This window comes from Salmonella sp. 32031103-2018-00083-FB-01-SM-01, assembly GCF_017571995.1.
In the GTDB taxonomy this organism is placed as follows: Bacteria; Pseudomonadota; Gammaproteobacteria; order Enterobacterales; family Enterobacteriaceae; genus Salmonella; species Salmonella enterica.
In genome coordinates this window covers 511,246-534,012 of the sequence record NZ_JAGEQL010000002.1, presented here as the reverse complement: position 1 = coordinate 534,012, position 22,767 = coordinate 511,246, and the positions used below count along the sequence as shown (strand labels likewise).

25 protein-coding genes and 1 pseudogene are annotated in these 22,767 nt (G+C 52.9%); 22 read left to right on the top strand and 4 right to left on the bottom strand.

The window, feature by feature from the left end; translation table 11 throughout:
- Positions 1-72: 72 nt before the first annotated feature.
- The 17 genes and pseudogenes from hfq to J4614_RS08840 all read left to right on the top strand — a co-directional run bounded on the left by hfq (position 73) and on the right by J4614_RS08840 (position 15,912).
- Positions 73-381 (top strand): RNA chaperone Hfq, encoded by a 309-nt coding sequence (gene hfq / locus J4614_RS08915; protein WP_001051875.1) that lies wholly within the window; start codon positions 73-75, stop codon positions 379-381.
- Between the two features lie 71 nt (positions 382-452).
- Complete coding sequence (hflX, locus tag J4614_RS08910) at positions 453-1,733, top strand: ribosome rescue GTPase HflX (RefSeq protein ID WP_000460338.1); 1,281 nt, start codon at positions 453-455, stop codon at positions 1,731-1,733.
- Between the two features lie 214 nt (positions 1,734-1,947).
- A complete protein-coding gene (gene hflK / locus J4614_RS08905; RefSeq protein WP_000312505.1) occupies positions 1,948-3,207 on the top strand; it encodes an FtsH protease activity modulator HflK in 1,260 nt (419 codons plus the stop codon).
- A 2-nt stretch (positions 3,208-3,209) separates the two neighbouring features.
- Entirely contained in the window at positions 3,210-4,214 is a 1,005-nt protein-coding gene (hflC, locus tag J4614_RS08900; protein WP_001232417.1) for a protease modulator HflC, read from the top strand.
- Between the two features lie 78 nt (positions 4,215-4,292).
- Positions 4,293-4,490 carry a DUF2065 family protein gene (locus tag J4614_RS08895; protein WP_001089290.1) on the top strand — a complete coding sequence of 66 codons (198 nt, stop codon included), beginning with the start codon at positions 4,293-4,295 and terminating at the stop codon, positions 4,488-4,490.
- A gap of 102 nt (positions 4,491-4,592) precedes the next feature.
- A complete protein-coding gene (gene purA, locus J4614_RS08890; RefSeq protein ID WP_000527972.1) occupies positions 4,593-5,891 on the top strand; it encodes an adenylosuccinate synthase in 1,299 nt (432 codons plus the stop codon).
- Positions 5,892-6,110: 219 nt separating this feature from the next.
- The gene (gene nsrR / locus J4614_RS08885) at positions 6,111-6,536 is read left to right on the top strand and encodes a nitric oxide-sensing transcriptional repressor NsrR (RefSeq protein WP_001177632.1); all 426 of its coding nucleotides are present in this window, start codon (positions 6,111-6,113) and stop codon (positions 6,534-6,536) included.
- A gap of 37 nt (positions 6,537-6,573) precedes the next feature.
- Positions 6,574-9,012 carry a ribonuclease R gene (gene rnr / locus J4614_RS08880; RefSeq protein ID WP_000076357.1) on the top strand — a complete coding sequence of 813 codons (2,439 nt, stop codon included), beginning with the start codon at positions 6,574-6,576 and terminating at the stop codon, positions 9,010-9,012.
- Between the two features lie 90 nt (positions 9,013-9,102).
- A complete protein-coding gene (rlmB, locus tag J4614_RS08875) occupies positions 9,103-9,834 on the top strand; it encodes a 23S rRNA (guanosine(2251)-2'-O)-methyltransferase RlmB (protein WP_111769598.1) in 732 nt (243 codons plus the stop codon).
- 131 nt (positions 9,835-9,965) lie between these two features.
- Positions 9,966-10,370 carry a DUF2170 family protein gene (locus J4614_RS08870; RefSeq protein ID WP_023212826.1) on the top strand — a complete coding sequence of 135 codons (405 nt, stop codon included), beginning with the start codon at positions 9,966-9,968 and terminating at the stop codon, positions 10,368-10,370.
- A gap of 14 nt (positions 10,371-10,384) precedes the next feature.
- Entirely contained in the window at positions 10,385-11,083 is a 699-nt protein-coding gene (locus J4614_RS08865; RefSeq protein WP_183046158.1) for a PspA/IM30 family protein, read from the top strand.
- Positions 11,083-11,170, top strand: a pseudogene (locus J4614_RS22075) (hypothetical protein); the annotation flags it as partial. The gene J4614_RS08865 and the pseudogene J4614_RS22075, both read left to right, overlap by 1 nt.
- Positions 11,171-11,291: 121 nt before the next feature.
- A complete protein-coding gene (locus J4614_RS08860; protein WP_000090295.1) occupies positions 11,292-11,975 on the top strand; it encodes a YjfK family protein in 684 nt (227 codons plus the stop codon).
- A 17-nt stretch (positions 11,976-11,992) separates the two neighbouring features.
- Complete coding sequence (locus tag J4614_RS08855) at positions 11,993-12,391, top strand: DUF350 domain-containing protein (protein WP_000547736.1); 399 nt, start codon at positions 11,993-11,995, stop codon at positions 12,389-12,391.
- A gap of 9 nt (positions 12,392-12,400) precedes the next feature.
- Positions 12,401-13,039 (top strand): DUF1190 domain-containing protein, encoded by a 639-nt coding sequence (locus J4614_RS08850; RefSeq protein ID WP_208293138.1) that lies wholly within the window; start codon positions 12,401-12,403, stop codon positions 13,037-13,039.
- 2 nt (positions 13,040-13,041) lie between these two features.
- Positions 13,042-14,205, top strand: coding sequence for a glutathionylspermidine synthase family protein (locus tag J4614_RS08845; protein ID WP_000943947.1), 1,164 nt, complete (start codon positions 13,042-13,044; stop codon positions 14,203-14,205).
- A gap of 84 nt (positions 14,206-14,289) precedes the next feature.
- Complete coding sequence (locus J4614_RS08840) at positions 14,290-15,912, top strand: isovaleryl-CoA dehydrogenase (RefSeq protein ID WP_023136353.1); 1,623 nt, start codon at positions 14,290-14,292, stop codon at positions 15,910-15,912.
- 44 nt (positions 15,913-15,956) lie between these two features.
- On the opposite strand, the gene yjfN is transcribed toward J4614_RS08840, so the two are convergent.
- Positions 15,957-16,232 (bottom strand): DUF1471 family protease activator YjfN, encoded by a 276-nt coding sequence (gene yjfN / locus J4614_RS08835; RefSeq protein WP_001518964.1) that lies wholly within the window; start codon positions 16,230-16,232, stop codon positions 15,957-15,959.
- A 130-nt stretch (positions 16,233-16,362) separates the two neighbouring features.
- Positions 16,363-16,692: a biofilm peroxide resistance protein BsmA gene (gene bsmA, locus J4614_RS08830; RefSeq protein ID WP_000586836.1), complete on the bottom strand. Its 330-nt coding sequence runs from the start codon at positions 16,690-16,692 to the stop codon at positions 16,363-16,365.
- Positions 16,693-16,875: 183 nt separating this feature from the next.
- Here bsmA and yjfP point away from each other — a divergent pair, with 183 nt between their 5' ends.
- Positions 16,876-17,625: an esterase gene (gene yjfP, locus J4614_RS08825; RefSeq protein WP_000560309.1), complete on the top strand. Its 750-nt coding sequence runs from the start codon at positions 16,876-16,878 to the stop codon at positions 17,623-17,625.
- Here the strand turns inward: yjfP and ulaR are convergent.
- Both ulaR and ulaG read right to left on the bottom strand, forming a co-directional pair.
- Positions 17,622-18,377 carry an HTH-type transcriptional regulator UlaR gene (gene ulaR, locus J4614_RS08820; RefSeq protein ID WP_000133618.1) on the bottom strand — a complete coding sequence of 252 codons (756 nt, stop codon included), beginning with the start codon at positions 18,375-18,377 and terminating at the stop codon, positions 17,622-17,624. The genes yjfP and ulaR overlap by 4 nt on opposite strands.
- Positions 18,378-18,481: 104 nt before the next feature.
- Positions 18,482-19,546, bottom strand: coding sequence for an L-ascorbate 6-phosphate lactonase (gene ulaG / locus J4614_RS08815; RefSeq protein ID WP_000049161.1), 1,065 nt, complete (start codon positions 19,544-19,546; stop codon positions 18,482-18,484).
- Positions 19,547-19,908: 362 nt separating this feature from the next.
- Between ulaG and ulaA the strand changes: the two genes are divergently transcribed.
- From ulaA to ulaD, 4 genes are read left to right on the top strand one after another with little or no spacing between them, the layout of a single operon-like run.
- On the top strand, positions 19,909-21,306 hold the full coding sequence (ulaA, locus tag J4614_RS08810) for a PTS ascorbate transporter subunit IIC (RefSeq protein ID WP_000404876.1): 1,398 nt from the start codon (positions 19,909-19,911) through the stop codon (positions 21,304-21,306).
- 15 nt (positions 21,307-21,321) lie between these two features.
- Positions 21,322-21,627 carry a PTS ascorbate transporter subunit IIB gene (ulaB, locus tag J4614_RS08805; protein ID WP_000218358.1) on the top strand — a complete coding sequence of 102 codons (306 nt, stop codon included), beginning with the start codon at positions 21,322-21,324 and terminating at the stop codon, positions 21,625-21,627.
- Positions 21,628-21,636: 9 nt separating this feature from the next.
- Positions 21,637-22,101: a PTS ascorbate transporter subunit IIA gene (gene ulaC / locus J4614_RS08800; protein WP_000776537.1), complete on the top strand. Its 465-nt coding sequence runs from the start codon at positions 21,637-21,639 to the stop codon at positions 22,099-22,101.
- Between the two features lie 13 nt (positions 22,102-22,114).
- Positions 22,115-22,765 carry a 3-keto-L-gulonate-6-phosphate decarboxylase UlaD gene (ulaD, locus tag J4614_RS08795; protein WP_000056761.1) on the top strand — a complete coding sequence of 217 codons (651 nt, stop codon included), beginning with the start codon at positions 22,115-22,117 and terminating at the stop codon, positions 22,763-22,765.
- Positions 22,766-22,767: the final 2 nt, after the last annotated feature.

Sequence of the window (22,767 nt, the reverse complement as noted above, 5' to 3'; positions counted from 1 at the left end):
TTGAGACGTATCGTGCGCAATTTTTCAGAATCGAAAGGTTCAAAGTACAAATAAGCATATAAGGAAAAGAGAATGGCTAAGGGGCAATCTTTACAAGATCCGTTCCTGAACGCATTGCGTCGGGAACGTGTTCCAGTTTCTATTTATTTGGTGAATGGTATTAAGCTGCAAGGTCAAATCGAGTCCTTTGATCAGTTCGTGATCCTGTTGAAGAACACGGTCAGCCAGATGGTTTATAAGCACGCGATTTCTACTGTTGTCCCGTCTCGCCCGGTTTCCCATCACAGCAACAATGCCGGTGGCGGCGCCAGCAATAACTACCATCACGGTAGCAACGCGCAGGGTTCTACTGCGCAACAGGACAGCGAAGAGACTGAATAAGTTCACGCGCTGTTTATCCATGTCGGGGGCGTCGGATAATCGCCCCCGCTGGTTATTAAGAGGGTTTACGCTTGTTTGACCGTTATGATGCCGGTGAGCAGGCGGTACTGGTACACATCTATTTTTCGCAAGACAAAGATATGGAAGACCTCCAGGAGTTTGAATCTCTGGTCTCTTCCGCCGGTGTCGAAGCAATGCAGGTGATTACCGGTAGCCGTAAAGCACCGCACCCGAAGTACTTTGTAGGTGAAGGTAAGGCAGTTGAAATTGCGGAAGCCGTGAAAGCGACTGGCGCAGCGGTCGTATTGTTTGATCATGCATTGAGTCCAGCCCAGGAGCGAAACCTGGAGCGTTTGTGCGAGTGCCGGGTTATCGATCGCACCGGTCTTATCTTAGATATTTTTGCCCAGCGTGCGCGTACCCATGAAGGTAAGTTGCAGGTTGAGCTGGCGCAGCTACGCCATCTGGCTACGCGTCTGGTGCGTGGCTGGACCCACCTTGAACGTCAGAAAGGCGGGATTGGTTTGCGCGGTCCGGGTGAAACCCAACTCGAAACCGACCGTCGTTTACTGCGTAATCGCATTGTGCAGATTCAGTCGCGCCTGGAGAAAGTTGAGAAGCAACGTGAGCAGGGGCGGCAGTCGCGCATCAAGGCCGACGTTCCGACGGTATCGCTGGTGGGCTATACCAACGCCGGAAAATCCACCCTTTTTAATCAGATCACTGAAGCGCGGGTCTATGCGGCAGATCAGCTATTTGCGACGCTGGACCCCACGTTACGTCGTATTGATGTAGCGGATGTCGGTGAAACCGTTCTGGCGGATACGGTAGGCTTTATCCGCCATTTACCGCACGATCTGGTGGCTGCCTTTAAAGCTACCCTGCAGGAGACGCGTCAGGCAACGCTGCTGCTGCATGTGGTCGATGCGGCGGATGTTCGTGTGCAGGAAAACATCGAGGCGGTAAACACCGTTCTTGAAGAGATTGACGCTCACGAAATCCCCACCTTAATGGTGATGAACAAAATCGATATGCTGGACGACTTTGAACCGCGTATCGACAGAGATGAAGAGAATAAACCCATCCGCGTTTGGCTTTCAGCGCAAAGCGGCGTGGGAATACCACAGCTTTTTCAGGCTTTGACGGAGCGTCTTTCCGGCGAGGTGGCGCAGCATACGCTGCGTTTGCCGCCGCAGGAAGGGCGTCTGAGAAGCCGGTTTTATCAGCTTCAGGCAATAGAAAAAGAGTGGATGGAGGAAGACGGTAGCGTCAGTCTGCAGGTACGAATGCCGATTGTCGACTGGCGTCGCCTCTGTAAACAAGAACCGGCGTTGATCGAATACGTGATCTAGACGCGAAGTCATTCAGGTCGTATTGAAGCGGTAGCTGAGAGAATTTCAGGAGCTCACAACGAAGTGACCTGGGGTAAAAAAGCCGCCACTCAGGACGCAGTCTGAAAGATGATGTCTGTAACGGCGGTTCGTCTGAAGCATGGAGTAATTTCGCCTTATCCTCTGAGGTCGAAAGACAACGGGGATCACCGCATAACAAATATGGAGCACAAACATGGCGTGGAATCAGCCCGGTAATAACGGACAGGACCGCGACCCGTGGGGAAGCAGCAAACCTGGCAGCAACTCTGGGGGAAATGGAAACAAAGGTGGCCGCGATCAGGGACCTCCCGATCTGGATGATATCTTCCGTAAGCTGAGTAAAAAACTCGGTGGTTTTGGGGGCGGTAAAGGCACCGGTTCCGGCGGCGGTAGCTCATCGCAAGGCCCGCGTCCGCAACTGGGAGGCCGTATTGTCGCCATCGCCGCGGCGGCAGTAGTCATTATCTGGGCGGCCAGCGGTTTTTATACCATTAAAGAAGCCGAGCGCGGCGTTGTGACGCGTTTTGGTAAATTCAGCCATCTGGTAGAGCCAGGTCTGAACTGGAAGCCGACATTTATTGACGACGTCACGCCGGTGAACGTCGAAGCGGTGCGCGAACTGGCGGCGTCAGGCGTGATGCTGACGTCTGATGAAAACGTCGTGCGCGTTGAAATGAACGTGCAATACCGCGTCACCGATCCGCAGAAATATCTGTTTAGCGTGACCAGCCCGGACGATAGCCTGCGTCAGGCCACCGACAGCGCGCTGCGTGGCGTCATTGGTAAATACACGATGGATCGCATCCTGACCGAAGGTCGTACCGTTATTCGTAGCGATACCCAACGCGAGCTGGAAGAGACTATCAAACCGTACAACATGGGGATTACCCTGCTGGACGTGAACTTCCAGGCTGCGCGTCCGCCGGAAGAGGTGAAAGCCGCCTTTGACGACGCGATTGCCGCACGTGAAAACGAGCAGCAGTACATTCGTGAAGCGGAAGCGTATACCAACGAAGTTCAGCCGCGCGCCAACGGTCAGGCGCAGCGTATTCTGGAAGAGGCACGCGCCTATAAAACCCAGACTATCCTGGAAGCGCAGGGTGAAGTCGCCCGGTTTGCGAAGATTTTGCCGGAATATAAAGCCGCGCCGCAGATTACACGCGAGCGTCTGTATATTGAAACGATGGAAAAAGTGCTGAGCCATACCCGTAAAGTACTGGTTAACGACAAGAGCGGTAATTTAATGGTGCTGCCGTTAGATCAGATGCTGAAAGGCGGGAATGCGCCGGCGGCAAAGAGCGACAATAGCGCCAGCAACCTGCTGCGCCTGCCGCCGTCCACAAAGTCTAACGCCAGCGGAGCAAGCAACACGTCGTCCTCAAATCAGGGCGATATTATGGACCAACGCCGCGCGAATGCGCAGCGTAACGACTACCAGCGTCAGGGGGAATAACGATGCGTAAGTCAGTTATTGCGATTATCATCATCGTGCTGGTAGTGCTCTACATGTCCGTCTTTGTGGTCAAAGAGGGCGAGCGTGGCATTACGCTGCGTTTTGGTAAAGTTCTGCGTGACGATGAGAACAAACCGCTGGTTTACGCGCCGGGTCTGCACTTTAAGATCCCGTTTATTGAATCAGTGAAAATGCTTGATGCGCGTATCCAGACGATGGATAACCAGGCCGATCGCTTTGTGACTAAAGAGAAGAAAGACCTGATTGTCGACTCCTACATCAAATGGCGTATCAGCGACTTTAGCCGTTACTATCTGGCGACCGGCGGCGGCGATATTTCGCAAGCCGAAGTGCTGTTAAAACGTAAATTCTCGGACCGTTTGCGTTCTGAGATTGGTCGCCTGGACGTAAAAGACATCGTGACCGATTCTCGTGGTCGTCTGACTCTGGAAGTGCGCGACGCGCTGAACTCCGGTTCAGCCGGTACCGATGATGAAGTGGCGACCCCGGCGGCGGATGACGCGATTGCCGAAGCGGCGGAACGCGTCACGGCGGAAACCAAAGGTAAAGTACCGGTCATCAACCCGAACAGTATGGCGGCGTTGGGTATCGAAGTGGTCGATGTGCGTATTAAGCAGATCAACCTGCCGACCGAGGTTTCTGAGGCGATTTACAACCGTATGCGCGCCGAGCGTGAAGCGGTCGCGCGCCGTCATCGTTCACAAGGTCAGGAAGAAGCGGAAAAACTGCGTGCGGCTGCTGACTATGAGGTGACGAAAACTCTGGCGGAAGCCGAGCGTCAGGGGCGTATCATGCGTGGTGAAGGTGATGCTGAAGCCGCGAAGCTGTTTGCCGACGCGTTCAGTCAGGACCCTGATTTCTACGCGTTCATTCGTAGTCTGCGCGCTTACGAGAAGAGCTTCGAAGGTAATCAGGACGTGATGGTACTGAGCCCGGACAGCGATTTCTTCCGCTACATGAAGACACCGAGTTCGACGACACGCTAAAATAGCGTCAGCGGTTTTAGACCAGCAAAACCACCGCATCCAAAGGATGCCGGTGGTTTTCTTTTATAAGGGCGATAAATGAATTCAACAATCTGGTTGGCGCTTGCTCTGGTATTAGTCCTCGAAGGGCTGGGACCGATGCTGTATCCCGGCGCATGGAAAAAAATGGTTTCGGCACTGGCGCAACTGCCGGAAAATGTTTTACGTCGTTTTGGCGGCGGACTTGTGGTCGCGGGAGTTGTGGTCTACTACATGTTGAGGAAAACGATTGGCTGAGCAAAAAGTGGTCGGATTTGCCGCATGTTGAGTGCAAAAAGTGCTGTATATCTGAAAAAGCGATGGTAGAATCCATTTTTAAGCAAACGGTGATTTTGAAAAATGGGTAACAACGTCGTCGTACTGGGCACCCAATGGGGTGACGAAGGTAAAGGAAAGATCGTCGATCTTCTGACTGAACGGGCTAAATATGTTGTACGCTACCAGGGCGGTCACAACGCAGGCCATACTCTCGTAATCAACGGTGAAAAAACCGTTCTCCATCTTATTCCATCAGGTATTCTTCGCGAGAATGTAACCAGCATCATCGGTAACGGTGTTGTGCTGTCTCCGAGCGCGCTGATGAAAGAGATGAAAGAACTGGAAGACCGTGGCATCCCCGTTCGTGAGCGTCTGCTGCTGTCTGAAGCCTGTCCGCTGATCCTTGATTATCACGTTGCGCTGGATAACGCGCGTGAGAAAGCGCGTGGCGCGAAAGCGATCGGCACCACCGGTCGTGGAATCGGGCCTGCTTATGAAGATAAAGTGGCACGTCGCGGTCTGCGTGTTGGTGACCTTTTCGACAAAGAAACCTTCGCTGAAAAACTGAAAGAAGTGATGGAATATCACAACTTCCAGTTGGTTAACTACTACAAAGCTGAAGCGGTTGATTACCAGAAAGTTCTGGATGATACGATGGCTGTTGCCGACATCCTGACTTCTATGGTTGTTGACGTTTCAGACCTGCTCGACCAGGCGCGTCAGCGTGGCGATTTCGTCATGTTTGAAGGTGCGCAGGGTACCCTGCTGGATATCGACCACGGTACTTATCCGTACGTAACTTCTTCTAACACCACTGCAGGTGGCGTGGCGACCGGTTCCGGCCTGGGCCCGCGTTATGTTGATTACGTTCTGGGTATCCTCAAAGCTTACTCCACTCGTGTAGGTGCAGGTCCGTTCCCGACCGAACTGTTTGATGAAACCGGCGAGTTCCTCTGCAAGCAGGGTAACGAATATGGCGCCACTACCGGCCGTCGTCGTCGTACCGGCTGGCTGGACACCGTTGCCGTTCGTCGTGCGGTACAGCTGAACTCCCTGTCTGGCTTCTGCCTGACCAAACTGGACGTGCTGGATGGCCTGAAAGAGGTGAAACTCTGCGTGGCTTATCGTATGCCGGATGGTCGCGAAGTGACTACCACTCCGCTGGCAGCTGACGACTGGAAAGGTGTAGAGCCGATTTACGAAACCATGCCGGGCTGGTCTGAATCCACCTTCGGCGTGAAAGATCGTAGCGGTCTGCCGCAGGCGGCACTGAACTACATCAAGCGTATCGAAGAACTGACCGGCGTGCCGATTGATATTATTTCTACCGGCCCCGATCGTACTGAGACGATGATTCTGCGCGATCCGTTCGACGCGTAATTGATGGATGATGCCCGGTAACGCTACGCTTACCGGGTCTATGATGAGTACGCATTTGATAGCCGGATAAGATGCTTTGCATCACCCTTCGGTTCAAATGCGTCATTGTTCCCCGCTTTTTTCCTTCCTGAACCGAAATAAATTAGCAGCCTGACAGGTGGCTGGTTTATCATCAATACAGATAAGTTATATCCCGTTTTCCCTTTTCCTGAGGTTGATGTGCAGTTAACGAGTTTCACCGATTACGGCTTACGTGCGCTAATCTATATGGCGTCGTTACCAGATGGACGAATGACCAGCATTTCTGAGGTGACAGAAGTCTACGGCGTGTCCCGTAATCATATGGTCAAAATTATCAATCAGCTTAGCCGGGCGGGCTTTGTCACCGCCGTTCGGGGAAAAAATGGCGGTATCCGCCTGGGTAAACCGGCTAATACTATTTGTATTGGCGATGTGGTGCGTGAGCTGGAACCCTTATCACTGGTCAACTGTAGCAGCGAATTTTGCCACATCACCCCTGCCTGTCGTCTGAAACAGGCGCTTTCTAAGGCCGTGCAGAGTTTTCTCAAGGAGCTGGATAACTACACGCTTGCCGATTTGGTTGAAGAGAATCAACCGCTTTATAAATTATTACTGGTGGAGTGAAGTAAACTTCATTAGAGATGACAATGGAGGAACCTCAATGTCACAAGATCCTTTCCAGGAACGCGAAGCAGAAAAATACGCGAATCCTATCCCGAGCCGGGAATTTATCCTCGAACATTTAACGAAACGTGAAAAACCGGCCAGTCGCGAAGAACTGGCCGTAGAACTGAATATTGAAGGCGAAGAGCAGCTTGAAGCCTTGCGTCGCCGCCTGCGCGCGATGGAGCGCGACGGACAACTGGTCTTTACCCGCCGCCAGTGCTATGCGCTGCCGGAACGCCTCGACCTGCTGAAAGGCACCGTGATCGGTCATCGTGATGGTTACGGTTTCTTACGTGTCGAAGGCCGCAAAGACGATCTGTATCTTTCCAGCGAGCAAATGAAAACCTGTATTCATGGCGATCAGGTGCTGGCGCAGCCGCTGGGCGCCGATCGTAAAGGTCGCCGCGAAGCGCGTATCGTCCGTGTACTGGTACCGAAAACCAGTCAGATAGTCGGGCGTTATTTCACCGATGCGGGCGTCGGCTTTGTAGTGCCGGACGACAGCCGTCTCAGCTTCGACATTCTTATCCCGCCAGAAGACGTCATGGGCGCGCGGATGGGGTTCGTGGTCGTGGTTGAACTGACCCAACGTCCAACTCGCCGTACTAAAGCGGTAGGGAAAATCGTCGAAGTGCTGGGCGACAATATGGGCACCGGTATGGCGGTTGATATGGCGCTGCGTACCCATGAAATACCTTACATCTGGCCGCAGGCGGTAGAGCAGCAGGTCGCCGGGCTGAAAGAAGAGGTGCCGGAAGAGGCGAAAGTCGGTCGTGTCGATCTGCGCGATTTGCCGCTGGTCACGATTGATGGCGAAGATGCCCGTGACTTTGACGACGCGGTTTACTGTGAGAAAAAACGCGGCGGCGGCTGGCGTTTGTGGGTCGCTATTGCTGACGTGAGCTATTATGTACGGCCGCCAACGCCGTTGGATCGCGAGGCGCGCAATCGCGGCACGTCGGTTTACTTCCCGTCACAGGTTGTCCCAATGTTGCCGGAGGTGCTCTCCAACGGCCTGTGTTCGCTAAACCCGCAGGTTGACAGGCTGTGTATGGTCTGTGAAATGACCATCTCGGCGAAAGGTCGGCTGACCGGCTACAAATTCTATGAAGCGGTGATGAGCTCCCATGCGCGTCTGACCTATACCAAAGTCTGGCATATGCTGCAGGGCGATCAGGATCTGCGTGAACAATATGCGCCGCTGGTGAAGCATATTGAAGAGCTGCACAACCTCTACAAAGTGCTGGATAAAGCGCGTGAAGAGCGCGGGGGGATCTCGTTTGAGAGCGAAGAGGCGAAGTTTATCTTTAACGCCGAACGTCGCATTGAGCGTATCGAACAGACCCAGCGTAATGACGCGCATAAGCTTATCGAAGAGTGCATGATCATGGCGAATATCTCGGCGGCGCGCTTTGTCGAAAAAGCTAAAGAGCCGGCGCTATTCCGTATTCATGATAAGCCCACCACCGAAGCGATCACCTCATTCCGCTCCGTACTGGCGGAGCTGGGGTTGGAGCTGCCGGGCGGAAATAAACCGGAACCGCGCGATTATGCCGAACTGCTTGAATCGATTGCCGACCGGCCGGACGCCGAAATGCTGCAAACTATGCTGCTGCGTTCAATGAAGCAGGCGATTTACGATCCGGAAAACCGCGGGCACTTTGGCCTGGCGTTGCAGTCTTATGCGCACTTTACCTCGCCGATTCGCCGCTATCCGGATCTTTCTTTGCACCGCGCCATTAAGTACCTGTTGGCGAAAGAGCAAGGGAACAAGGGCAACACCACAGAAACGGGCGGTTATCACTACTCGATGGAAGAGATGTTGCAGCTCGGCCAACACTGTTCGATGGCGGAACGCCGCGCTGATGAAGCGACGCGTGATGTCTCCGACTGGCTGAAATGTGACTTTATGCTGGATCAGGTAGGCAACGTCTTTAAGGGCGTGATTGCCAGTGTCACCGGTTTCGGCTTCTTTGTCCGTCTTGATGAACTGTTTATCGATGGGCTGGTACACGTTTCCTCACTGGATAACGATTACTATCGTTTCGATCAGGTAGGGCAACGCCTGATTGGCGAGTCCGGCGGGCAGACATATCGCCTGGGCGACCGGGTCGAGGTACGCGTCGAAGCGGTGAATATGGACGAACGGAAAATTGACTTTAGCCTGATCTCCAGCGAGCGCGCACCGCGTAACGTCGGCAAAACGGCGCGTGAAAAAGCGAAAAAAGGTGAAAGTAAAAACGCCGGTAAACGTCGTCAGGTAGGTAAAAAAGTTAACTTCGAGCCTGATAGCGCCTTCCGCGGCGAGAAAAAAGCGAAGCCGAAAGCAGCGAAAAAAGACGCGAGAAAAGCAAAAAAGCCATCGGCTAAAACGCAGAAAATAGCCGCAGCGACCAAAGCGAAGCGTGCGGCGAAGAAAAAAGCGGCAGAGTGAGCAATACCCTCTTCAAACAGAAGAGAGTGAATTATCTGTAGGCCGGGCAAGCGTAGCGCCCCCGGCAAAACGTAAACAATGAGTACATTAATGAGCGAAATGATTTACGGCATCCACGCAGTGCAGGCCCTGCTGGAGCGCGCCCCTGAACGTTTTCAGGAAGTCTTTATTTTAAAAGGCCGTGAAGATAAACGTCTGTTGCCGCTGATTCACGCCCTTGAGTCCCAGGGCGTGGTTATCCAGCTGGCAAACCGCCAATATCTCGACGAGAAAAGCGACGGTGCCGTGCATCAGGGCATTATCGCTCGCGTGAAACTAGGCCGGCAGTATCAGGAAAACGATCTGCCGGATCTGATCGCATTACACGATCGCCCCTTTTTGTTGATCCTCGATGGCGTCACCGATCCGCATAATCTTGGCGCCTGTCTGCGCAGCGCCGATGCCGCTGGCGTACATGCGGTAATCGTGCCGAAAGACCGCTCCGCGCAACTTAACGCGACGGCGAAGAAAGTCGCCTGCGGCGCAGCAGAAAGCGTGCCATTGATCCGCGTCACCAACCTGGCGCGCACGATGCGCATGTTGCAGGAAGAGAATATCTGGATTGTCGGAACGGCGGGCGAGGCTGACCATACGCTGTATCAGAGCAAAATGCCTGGCCGCATGGCGCTGGTCATGGGCGCAGAAGGTGAAGGTATGCGTCGTCTGACCCGTGAGCACTGCGATGAGCTGATCAGCATTCCTATGGCCGGTAGCGTGTCGTCGCTGAATGTCTCTGTTGCGACCGGGATTTGTCTGTTTGAAGCCGTTCGCCAGCGCACCTGACGCTAATAGTATTTTTTAAGAAAAAACCATCCATAATCGGATGGTTTTTTTTTATCTTTGGCTGGTAATATATAAAACAAAACCTACCCTGTAATTTCCTTTTTTTATAAAAAAGAGATAGAGATAATAATATGGCATGGGCTCCACGGACGCTGGCGGATGCATTAAACAACATCGCTGAATTAAATATTGATATAGAAAATAATGAATCTTCATTAATAATAAAAATGAATGATTATGGCGATTTACCACTGGCGGTTTTATTTACCTCGCAACAAATAGTTATCGAGACTTATATCTGTCCGGTAAATACGATTAGAGATACAGCGGAATTTAATCTTTTCTTATTGAGAAATCAGAAGGTTTTACCGCTGTCTTCGGTCGGTATTACCCAGGTAAAACAGGAGGAATATTATGTCGCTTTTGGCGCGCTGTCGTTAAATTCGTCGCTTGCCGACGTGACGCTGGAAATCACCACGCTTGTAGAAAATGCGTTGGATATCGCTGAAATAACACAAGTCTATTCACAGGAATAATACAGGCGGCTTACATGGGAATTTTAAAAAGTTTGTTCACGTTAGGTAAATCATTCGTTGCTCAGGCAGAAGAAGCCATTGATGAAGCACAGGGTGTACGTATGCTGGAGCAGCATATTCGCGACGCAAAAGCCGAGCTGGATAAAGCGGGTAAATCCAGAGTGGATTTATTGGCGCGGGTGAACCTAAGCCATGACAAGCTGAATGATTTACGTGAGCGTAAAGCCAGCCTTGAAACGCGGGCGTTGGCGGCAATGAGTAAGAATGTCGACGCCGCTTTACTCAACGAAGTGGCGGAAGAGATAGCCCGTCTGGAAAATGCCATTCTTGCCGAAGAACAGGTGCTGACTAATCTGGAAGCCTCTCGCGATGCGGTGGAGAAGGCCGTAACGGCGACAGGCCAGCGGATTGCGCAGTTTGAGCAGCAACTTGAAGTGGTTAAGGCGACAGAAGCCATGCAGCGCGCGCAGCAGGCGGTGACGACTTCGACCGTCGGAGCCGCGTCGAATGTGTCTACGGCGGCGGAGTCGCTTAAACGTTTACAAACGCGTCAGGCTGAACGCCAGGCCCGGCTGGATGCCGCCGCGCAGCTGGAAAAAGTCGCCGATGGACGCGACCTGGATGAAAAACTGGCGCAGGCCGGCATTGGCGCAACCAATAAAAGCAATGCTCAGGATGTGTTGGCGCGTTTACAGCGTCAACAAGGCGAATAATGCTCTTTACGTGGATGGTCAAAACCTGCCAGCGTCATTTGTCCAGACTGACCTGGCCTGTTTATCGGGCAGTATCTGCTTTGTTATCGGTAGCGCGAAAGCGCGCTACCGTGCTGAGCTCGTCGCTTTCATACGAGACGGCACATGAATGCGCGATCTCAAATGGCATTATGCCTAACGACAATCGCATTCTGGCTGAAGAGGTCGCATGGCAAGAGATAGAGGTTCCCCTATGATGCAATTTTTTCAGCGTTTGCTCGGTAAAACAAGCGCGCCAGCGCCGATTCGCGGACCATTAGGATTACATCTTAACGCCGGTTTCACGCTGGATACGCTGGCATTCCGGCTACTGAAGTCGTCGTTGCTGGTAGAGCTACCGGGTGAAAAATACACTGTCGCGGCAGCGAGTCGCATAGATTTAGGCGGCGGCAGTCAGATTTTTCGCTACTACACTTCTGGCGATGAGTTTCTGCAAATTAACACCACTGGCGGCACGGATGTTGACGACATTGATGACATCAAACTCTTTGTATATGAGGAAAGTTTCGGTATTAACGAGGAACGTCACTGGCGTTCAGCCATTGCGCCAGCGGCAATAGGGCCGATGACGCTCAACTGGCAAGAACGGCGCTGGCAGCGCTTTTTTAACCATGAAGAGCCGGGCAATATTGAACCTGTCTACATGCTGGAAAAGGTTGAAAATCAGCAGGCAGAGAAATGGGACGTTCACAATTTTACGATGGGCTTCCAGCGCCAGGTGACGGATGACGCCTGGGAGTATCTTCTATTGAACGGGGAAGAATCATTTAACGAACGCGGTGAGCCTGAATGGGTGTTTTCGCGCGCGCTCGGCGTGGATATCCCGCTCACCTCACTGACGGTTATTGGTTAAGCACATACAGGACAATTATGCATATACTGGACGCATTACTGGCTTTCTGCGCCTATTTTTTTATTGGCGCGGCAATGGTCATCGCATTTCTTTTTATTTACTCAAAGATAACGCCGCATAATGAATGGCAGTTGATAAAAAATAACAATACTGCGGCATCGCTGGCCTTTAGCGGTACGTTGCTGGGCTATGTCATCCCCTTATCCAGCGCGGCGATAAACTCGGTCAGCATCCCGGACTATTTTGCCTGGGGCGGCATTGCGCTGGTGATTCAACTGCTGATTTATGGCTGCGTAAGGTTATACATGCCTACGCTGAGCGAAAAAATTATTCATCACAACGTGGCGGCGGGGCTATTTATGGGAACCGCAGCGCTGGCTGGCGGTATTTTTAACGCTGCCTGTATGACATGGTAACGGAAGATCATGGCAAAAAAACGAAAATCCAGAAGAACATCCGGCGTAGGCCATTCGGCAATAAGACGGATAGCCGAACCGGTTAATCCCTTTGAGCGGCAACGAAATCGCTACACGCCAAAATGCCTGACGCTGGCGATTATGGGCGGAGCGGCCTTTTTTCTCCTGAAGGGGTGCGGTGATGGCGGCAATAGTGACAACGACGGCGATGGGACGTTTTACGCCACGGTGAACGACTGTATTGACGATGGCAATAGCGCCAGCGTTTGCGCTGACGGCTGGAATAATGCGAAAACAGAATTTTACGCGAATGTGCCTAAGCAATTGACGCAGGAGAGCTGTCAGTCGCAGTTTGGCGATTGCTACTTTGATAGCACCGATCGGAGTTGGGTTCCGGTATTAAGCGGCTTTTTGCTCAGCCGCGCGATTCGTCAAAACCGTGACGAACAATACATCTATAGCAGCGGCGGTTCATCCTACGCCTCCCGTCCCGTCTGGCGCACCACGTCCGGCGATTATGCGTGGCGCAGCGGTACAGGGAAAAGCGATACCGCGACCAGCCCTGGTTATACGACACGGAAAGCGTCCACCGTCTCCCGCGGCGGCTATGGCCGTTCTTCCAGCGCCCGCGGGCACTGGGGAGGCTAACCATGCTACGACATAACGTACCGGTACGCCGGGATCTGGATAAGATCGCCTGCGATCACGGTTTTGACTTTCATGTTATCGATAACGAAATTTACTGGGATGAAAGCCGGGCCTACCGTTTTACATTACGGCAAATTGAAGAACAGATCGAAAAACCGACCGCAGAGCTTCATCAGATGTGTCTGGAGGTTGTCGAGCGGGCCGTCCGGGATGAGCAGATCATGCAGCAGTTGGCGATCCCGCCATTGTACTGGGATGTCATCGCCGAAAGTTGGCGCAGCCGCGATCCTTCGCTTTACGGACGGATGGATTTCGTCTGGTGCGGCAAAGATCCGGTTAAATTGCTGGAATACAACGCGGATACGCCGACATCGCTCTATGAATCCTCCTACTTTCAATGGCTATGGCTGGAGGATGCTCGTCGTAGCGGCGCCATTCCGCGTGATGCCGATCAATACAACGCGATACAGGAGCGGCTGATCGCCCGCTTCAGCGAGCTGTACAGTCGGGAACCGCTCTACTTTTGCTGTTGTGAAGATACCGACGAAGATCGCACGACGGTGCTGTACCTTCAGGATTGCGCGCAGCAGGCGGGCCAGGAAACGCGATTTATCTATATTGAAGAACTGGGGCTTGGTGTAGGCGGCGTGCTGACCGATCTGGACGATAATGTGATTCGCCGCGCCTTTAAGCTCTACCCGCTGGAGTGGATGATGCGCGATGACAACGGCCCGCTGTTGCGAAAACGGCGTGAGCAATGGATTGAGCCATTGTGGAAAAGTATTCTGAGTAACAAAGGGCTGTTGCCGTTATTGTGGCGCTTTTTCCCTGGCCATCCGAATCTGCTACCGGCCTGGTTTGAGGGCGAAAAATCGCTCGCAGCGCCAGGTGAAAGCAGCGTGCGGAAGCCGATTTATTCACGTGAAGGCGGCAACGTCACGATTTTCGACGAGCGGCAAAATGTTATCGATCATGCCGACGGCGACTACGCTGACGAGCCGATGATTTACCAGGCGTTTCAGCCTTTGCCGCGCTTTGGCGATAGCTATACGCTGATTGGCAGTTGGATCATTGACGATGAAGCCGCCGGGATGGGGATTCGCGAGGACAATACGCTAATTACCAAAGACACTTCCCGTTTCGTCCCACATTATATTGCCGGTTAATCATACTTTTGTGATCTTGCTCCGGCGTCAATGGCGCAGTCATGACCATACTTGACTTCAGCGCCATTGAAGGAGGGAGACACCATGTCCTGGCAAACACATACCGTCTTTAATCAACCTGCTCCGCTCAATAACAGTAACTTATTCCTGTCTGATGGCGCGCTGTGTGAAGCGGTTTCCCGGGAAGGCGCGGGATGGGATAGCGATCTTCTCGCCAGCATTGGCCAACAACTGGGAACGGCGGAATCACTGGAACTGGGTCGTTTGGCGAATGCGTATCCTCCTGAGTTGCTGCGTTACGATCCCCAGGGGCAACGTCTGGATGACGTTCGCTTTCATCCCGCCTGGCACCTGTTGATGCAGGGGCTTTGCGCTAATCGGGTACATAACCTGGCCTGGGAGGAGGAGGCAAGGGCGGGAAGTTTTGTCGCCCGGGCGGCGCGTTTTGTATTACATGCTCAGGTAGAAGCGGGAACACTCTGTCCTGTCACGATGACCTTTGCCGCGACGCCGTTGCTATTGCAGATGCTTCCCGCCACTTTCCATGACTGGCTGGCGGCGCTGCGCAGCGATCGCTACGATTCGCATTTGCTGCCGGGCGGGCAAAAACGGGGCCTGCTCATCGGCATGGGAATGACGGAAAAGCAGGGCGGATCGGACGTACTCAGTAATACGACCCACGCGGAGCGGCTGGCGGATGATTCATATCGGCTGGTGGGACATAAATGGTTTTTCTCTGTGCCGCAAAGTGATGCGCACCTCGTGCTGGCGCAGGCAAAAGGAGGATTATCCTGTTTCTTTGTGCCGCGTTTCCTGCCAGACGGGCAACGGAACTCTGTTCGTCTTGAACGCCTGAAAGATAAACTCGGTAATCGATCTAATGCCAGCGCCGAAGTCGAGTTTCAGGATGCCGTCGGCTGGCGTCTGGGAGAAGAGGGCGACGGGATTCGGCATATCTTAAAGATGGGCGGTATGACGCGTCTTGACTGCGCGCTCGGGAGTCATGGCTTAATGCGGCGTGCGTTTTCAGTCGCGATTTACCATGCTCATCAGCGTCAGGCTTTTGGTAAGCCGCTGATCGAACAACCGTTGATGCGACAAACCTTAAGTCGTATGGCGCTATGCCTGGAGGGGCAGACGGCGCTTTTGTTTCGGCTGGCGCGCGCCTGGGAGCAACGTCGCGAGGCGAAAGAGGCATTATGGGCGCGATTATTCACGCCAGCGGCGAAATTCGCCATCTGTAAGCAGGGAATCCCTTTTGTGGCTGAGGCGATGGAGGTTCTCGGCGGGATGGGGTATTGCGAAGAGAGCGAACTCCCTCGCCTGTACCGTGAAATGCCGGTGAACAGTATCTGGGAAGGTTCCGGCAATATCATGTGTCTGGATGTACTTCGGGTGCTGACAAAACAACACGGCGTCTATGACGTATTGAGTGAAGCTTTTGCGGAAGTCAAAGGTCAGGATCGCCATTACGACCGCGCGGTACGTCAGCTACAGCAACGTTTACGCAAACCGGACGAAGCAATGGGCAGAGAGATTACGCAGCAGCTTTTCCTGCTGGGATGCGGAGCGGAAATGCTGCGTCATGCCTCGCCGCCGCTGGCGCAAGCGTGGTGTCAGATGATGCTGGATACACGCGGCGAAATGCCGCTGCCTGCCCAGGTGCAAAATGATTTACTGTTAAGGGCGACCGGGGGACTGCGGTAACGTTTGGCCTGTGGTACATGCCATCCGGCGCGAGCCACGCGGCATCAGGCATAGAGTATCGCCTGTACGCGCCAGTTATCCGACTGTTGTTCTTCATACATTTGAATAATTCTGTACCAGGACGCACCCTGTTCATCGGCTTTCAGGGCGATAATCCGCTCCACATCCTGTGGGTTTCCTGCAACATTACTGACCGAGATCAGGCCGATTTCATTCAGACCCGTTACGCAGTCAGCACTGGCGAATTCGGCAGACTGTGCCGTCGTACTCACCAGTCCGGCAGAAAGCAGCAGTGAGGATAAGGCAAGTTCTTGTTTCATCGTCAGCTCCTTATTACATACCCCGCATTTAACAGGACGCTCCATCACGGTAAACCTGTTTGTTTATTGTGCACAGGTAAACGCATAGGGACGCAAAGCAATGTAAAACTGACTAAAAATCAATCTACTGTTATTGACGATACAAAATGGCTTGTGAATACCACTGGCCGGTTACAACCGTTTCATCAACCATTAAGATAACGTAATAATCGGCTTTCGCAGCGACGGCTTTCGCTCTGATTTCATCTATTGCATCATCCGGGGAGCCCCGAACCAGCGCGCTTACGGTCCCCATCCGCTGTAGTCCTTGCGTTTGATCGCGACGGATTTCCTGCGGGTGATCGGCGACAGGCGGCGCAGGTTGCGGCGTACCCTGCAGCACGCTACACGCGCTTAATAACAGCGCTGCTATCAATGAAGCAAACCGACGCATAACTCTATCTCGTTTCCTGATAATCATAGTGTAATGCCTTATTGATTTCCCTTTAGGGGGAATGTTCCCGAAGTGTTACCTGTCACGCGATTTTCGAATGAAAACGTTGCGAAAGCGTAACCCAGTTCTCAAACATTATGAATTATTGCGCTATCCATAAACTTGCGTTAAGTATTTCTCCGTGGCATACCGGATAAAAAGGAGAGAATAATGATAGCGATTGAAACACGACAATTAGCCGGAGGCGTCGTACTACATGCCTTCCCGGAAGGGAAACGCGCCGTGCCGCTTCCCTGTGTGGTGTTCTATCATGGCTTCACCTCCTCCAGCCTGGTTTATAGTTATTTTGCCGTTGCCCTGGCACAGGCAGGATTCCGGGTAGTCATGCCGGATGCGCCGGAGCATGGCGCTCGCTTCGGCGGCGACTCACAGGGACGGATACGCCGATTCTGGCAGATTCTGCACCAAAACATGCAGGAATTTACGACGTTACGTGCGGCGATTCAGGCGGAAAATTGGCTACTTGACGGGCGGTTAGCGGTGGGCGGCGCATCCATGGGCGGTATGACGGCGCTGGGCATTATGACGCGTCACCGGGAGGTAAAATGCGGGGCCAGTTTAATGGGGTCGGGCTATTTTACCGGGCTCGCCCGGACGCTTTTCCCGCCGTTATCCCCGCAGAACCCGGCGCAGCAGGCGGAATTCGACAATATCATCGCGCCGCTACGTGAATGGGAAGTCACACACCAGTTAGAGCGACTGGCCGACAGGCCGCTTCTGTTGTGGCATGGTCAGGAGGATGACGTGGTGCCTGCTATCGAAACCTTCCGGCTCCAGCAGGCACTCGCCGCGGCGAAGCTGGATAAGCATGTGACCTGTTTATGGGCCGCAGGCGTGCGGCATCGCATTACGCCAGAAGCGTTGTCGGCGACGGTAGCGTTTTTCCGACAGCATCTTTAAACGCGGAGTATGCTTACACCCTGGGCTTCAAGCTGTTGCAAAACCTGCGGATTGGCATTTTTGCCGGTAATAAGCATAGCGATCTGATCGGCGCGGCTGAACAGCATTCCCGCGCGCTCGCCAATTTTACTGCTATCGACCAGCGCGACCAGTTTCCCGACGACGCTGAGCATTTTTTGTTCCGCCATGGCGGTTAGCATATCGGTCTTGTACAGGCCATCCGCGGTTAAGCCCTTTCCGCTGGTAAACATCCAGTGGCCAGCATAGAGACTGTTTTCACTTCCCTGCGGGCTCAGGGTAATCGACTGGCTTTTGTTGTACTGACCCCCCATGATAATCACGCTGTCATGCTCTTGATCGATCAGATAATTCGCCAGCGGCAGATAGTTGGTAATGATCTGTACCGGCTTCCCGCACATTTCACGCCCCAGCAGGAAAGCGGTGGAGCCGCAGTTAATCACTACGCTTTCACCCGGGTTCACCAGCTGCGACGCCGCTTTCGCGATGCGTACTTTTTCATCGTGGTTTTGCGCCTGGTGCAGATTCATCGGCGTCCAGCGGGGCCGCTGTTGGGTAATGGCCTCTGCGCCGTTGCGCACTTTTTTAAGTTTCCCGCTTTCGTCGAGCTTGTTGATGTCGCGGCGCGCTGTCGCCGGGGAGATCCCCAGACGCTCAATCACGTTTTCGACGGTAACAAAGCCCAACTGTGCCAGCATATCCAGCAGTATTTGATGTCTTTGTGCTTCAGTCATGAGCTATTCCGATACAAATTGATTTGAAAAGATGATATTTGAAATAGCCTGGAAATACTAAAGTAAATGGAAAAAATGCCGGGTAATCCCGGCATGATATCGACTCACAGGAAGGATTTGAACGGTAGATCGGGTTCAATGGTAAAGCAATCGTCAAACCCACGCGGATAGTGGTATTCGAAATTGTCTTTATCCAGCGGCCAGGTAAACTTGCCGCCAACCTGCCAGATAAACGGTTTAAAACCATACTTCAGGCGATCTTTCTTCATTTCCCATAGCACGCGGATCTCTTGCGGATCGGCCTGGAAGTTCGACCAGATATCGTGATGGAACGGGATCACCACTTTGGTATTCAGCGATTCCGCCATGCGTAAAATATCCGCGCTGGTCATTTTGTCCGTAATACCGCGCGGGTTTTCACCGTAAGAACCGAGCGCGACATCAATTTGATGTTCGTTGCCGTGTTTCGCGTAGTAGTTGGAATAGTGAGAATCGCCGCTGTGATAGAGATTGCCGCCCGGCGTTTTAAACAGATAGTTAACCGCGCGTACATCCATGCCGTCCGGCAGTACGCCAGCGGCTTTCTGATCGGCGGGCAGGGTGATTAATGCGGTACGGTCAAAGGCATCAAGCGCATGAATTTCAATATCTTTCACTTTCACGACATCGCCCGGTTTTACCACGATGCAGCGTTCTTTCGGCACGCCCCAGCCAACCCATAAATCCACGCAGGTCTGCGGGCCGATAAACGGAACATCATCGGCGCAATTCTGCATTACGGCAGCCGCGACATTGACGTCAATGTGATCGTTATGGTCGTGGGTCGCCAGTACGGCGTCAATTTGACGGATAGCGAAAGGATCGAGAACAAACGGCGTAGTGCGCAGGTTAGGCTGTAATTTTTTGACGCCAGCCATACGCTGCATCTGATGGCCGGTTTTCATCAACGGATTACCGTGGCTCTGTTTACCGGTACCGCACCAGAAATCGACGCATACGTTAGTGCCGCCTTCAGATTTTAGCCAGATACCGGTACAGCCCAGCCACCACATAGCGAACGTACCCGGCGCGACCTGCTCTTGCTCAATCTCTTCGTTCAGCCAGCTTCCCCACTCCGGAAACGTGCTCAGAATCCATGATTCACGCGTGATGCTTTGTACTTTACTCATCGCATTTACCTTCATGTTTGTTCAAAATGGTTCAAAACGTGATTTGTTTTGATTAATCCTGACACTATTTTCTCAAGAAGGCAATGGGCTATTTTTTGACTTTTGGGTAGAGGAGAACGCCGACAGAAGAAAATTTAATCTTTTCTGGCGTCATGGGGATGTATTCATCTTTATGATTTTACTTATTTTAATGAAGAAATGAGTTATTTATAAGTAAACCATGTATTAAGTGTGCTAATTATTTGCGCGCTACGTCACATTTAATCAAATTCAATCTTGTTGTGATTACTTTTGAAAATTACAGTGGAGGGACATTATTCTGAGCGCCTGCGACTCAGCAACCTTGTCTACCGGAGATCGTTATGGAGATCCTCTACAACATCTTTACCATTTTCTTTAATCAGGTAATGACCAATGCCCCGCTATTACTGGGTATTGTGACCTGCCTGGGCTATATCCTGCTGCGTAAAAGCGTCAGCGTGATCATCAAAGGGACGATCAAAACCATCATTGGCTTCATGCTGCTACAGGCCGGGTCCGGCATTCTGACCAGCACCTTTAAACCGGTGGTGGCGAAAATGTCTGAGGTTTACGGCATCAACGGCGCGATTTCCGATACCTATGCTTCGATGATGGCAACGATCGAACGGATGGGTGATGCGTATAGTTGGGTAGGCTACGCGGTGTTGCTCGCGCTGGCGCTGAATATTTGTTACGTCTTGTTGCGACGCATTACCGGTATTCGCACCATCATGTTGACCGGGCACATCATGTTCCAGCAGGCGGGGCTGATTGCGGTCTCTTTCTATATCTTCGGCTATTCCATGTGGACCACCATTATCTGCACGGCGATACTGGTTTCCCTGTACTGGGGTATTACCTCCAACATGATGTATAAGCCGACTCAGGAAGTGACCGATGGCTGTGGTTTCTCCATCGGTCACCAGCAGCAGTTTGCTTCCTGGATTGCCTATAAAGTCGCGCCGTTCCTGGGCAAAAAAGAGGAAAGCGTTGAAGACCTCAAACTGCCGGGCTGGCTGAACATTTTCCACGACAACATCGTCTCCACGGCGATTGTAATGACCATCTTCTTTGGTGCCATTCTGCTCTCCTTCGGTATCGACACCGTGCAGGCGATGGCGGGCAAAGTGCACTGGACGGTCTACATCCTGCAAACCGGTTTCTCCTTTGCGGTGGCGATCTTCATCATCACTCAGGGCGTGCGCATGTTTGTGGCAGAACTCTCTGAGGCCTTTAACGGTATCTCCCAGCGTCTGATTCCGGGCGCAGTACTGGCGATTGACTGTGCGGCTATTTATAGCTTCGCGCCGAACGCGGTGGTCTGGGGCTTTATGTGGGGCACCATTGGTCAGCTGATTGCGGTTGGCATCCTGGTTGCCTGCGGCTCCTCGATCCTGATTATTCCTGGCTTTATCCCGATGTTCTTCTCTAACGCCACTATCGGCGTGTTCGCTAACCACTTCGGCGGCTGGCGTGCGGCGCTGAAAATTTGTCTGGTGATGGGGATGATTGAAATCTTTGGTTGCGTCTGGGCGGTGAAACTCACCGGTATGAGTGCCTGGATGGGTATGGCGGACTGGTCGATTCTGGCACCGCCGATGATGCAGGGCTTCTTCTCCCTCGGTATCGCCTTTATGGCCGTCATCATTGTAATTGCACTGGCTTATATGTTCTTCGCTGGCCGCGCACTGCGCGCAGAAGAAGATGCAGAAAAACAACTGGCAGAACAGTCTGCTTAATAAGGAGTTTTGATTATGACCGTACGTATTCTGGCTGTGTGTGGCAACGGACAAGGCAGTTCCATGATCATGAAAATGAAAGTGGACCAGTTTTTAACCCAATCAAACATTGACCACACGGTAAACAGCTGCGCGGTTGGCGAGTACAAAAGCGAGTTGAGCGGCGCGGATATCATCATCGCTTCTACCCATATTGCAGGCGAAATCAGCGTGACCGGCAACAAATATGTGGTTGGCGTGCGCAACATGCTCTCTCCAGCTGACTTCGGCCCGAAACTGCTGGAAGTGATCAAAGAACATTTCCCGCAAGACGTGAAGTAAGGATGCAACATGAAATTACGTGATTCACTGGCGGAGAATAATTCTATCCGCCTGCAGGCTGAAGCGAATACCTGGCAGGAAGCCGTCAAGATCGGCGTCGATTTACTGGTGGCTGCCGACGTGGTGGAGTCGCGCTATTACCAGGCCATTCTCGATGGCGTTGAGCAGTTTGGCCCCTATTTTGTGATTGCCCCCGGCCTGGCGATGCCGCATGGCCGCCCGGAAGAAGGGGTCAAGAAAACCGGTTTTTCTCTGGTGACGCTGAAAAAGCCGCTGGAGTTCAACCACGAAGATAACGACCCGGTGGATATTCTGATCACCATGGCGGCGGTCGATGCCAACACTCACCAGGAAGTGGGCATCATGCAGATCGTTAATCTGTTTGAAGACGAAGCCAATTTCGACCGTTTACGCGCCTGCCGTACCGCGCAGGAAGTCCTGGATCTCATTGACCGCACCAACGCGGCAGCTTAAGAAGGAATTGAAAATGTCATTACCAATGTTGCAGGTCGCGCTGGACAACCAGACTATGGATAGCGCCTATGAAACCACCCGCCTGATTGCCGAAGAAGTCGATATCATTGAAGTGGGCACCATTCTGTGCGTGGGCGAAGGCGTGCGCGCCGTTCGCGACCTGAAAGCGCTCTATCCGCACAAAATTGTGCTGGCGGACGCCAAAATTGCCGATGCCGGTAAAATCCTCTCCCGTATGTGTTTCGAAGCCAACGCGGACTGGGTAACGGTGATTTGCTGTGCCGACATCAACACCGCGAAAGGCGCGCTGGATGTGGCAAAAGAGTTCAACGGCGACGTGCAAATCGAGCTGACCGGTTACTGGACCTGGGAACAGGCGCAGCAGTGGCGCGATGCGGGCATTCAGCAAGTGGTTTACCACCGCAGCCGCGACGCGCAGGCCGCAGGCGTGGCGTGGGGTGAAGCGGATATTACTGCGATTAAGCGGCTGTCCGATATGGGCTTTAAAGTGACCGTGACCGGCGGGCTGGCGCTGGAAGACCTGCCGCTGTTCAAAGGCATTCCGATCCATGTCTTTATCGCGGGGCGCAGCATTCGCGATGCCGAATCGCCGGTAGAAGCCGCACGGCAGTTCAAACGCTCCATTGCCCAACTGTGGGGCTAAGG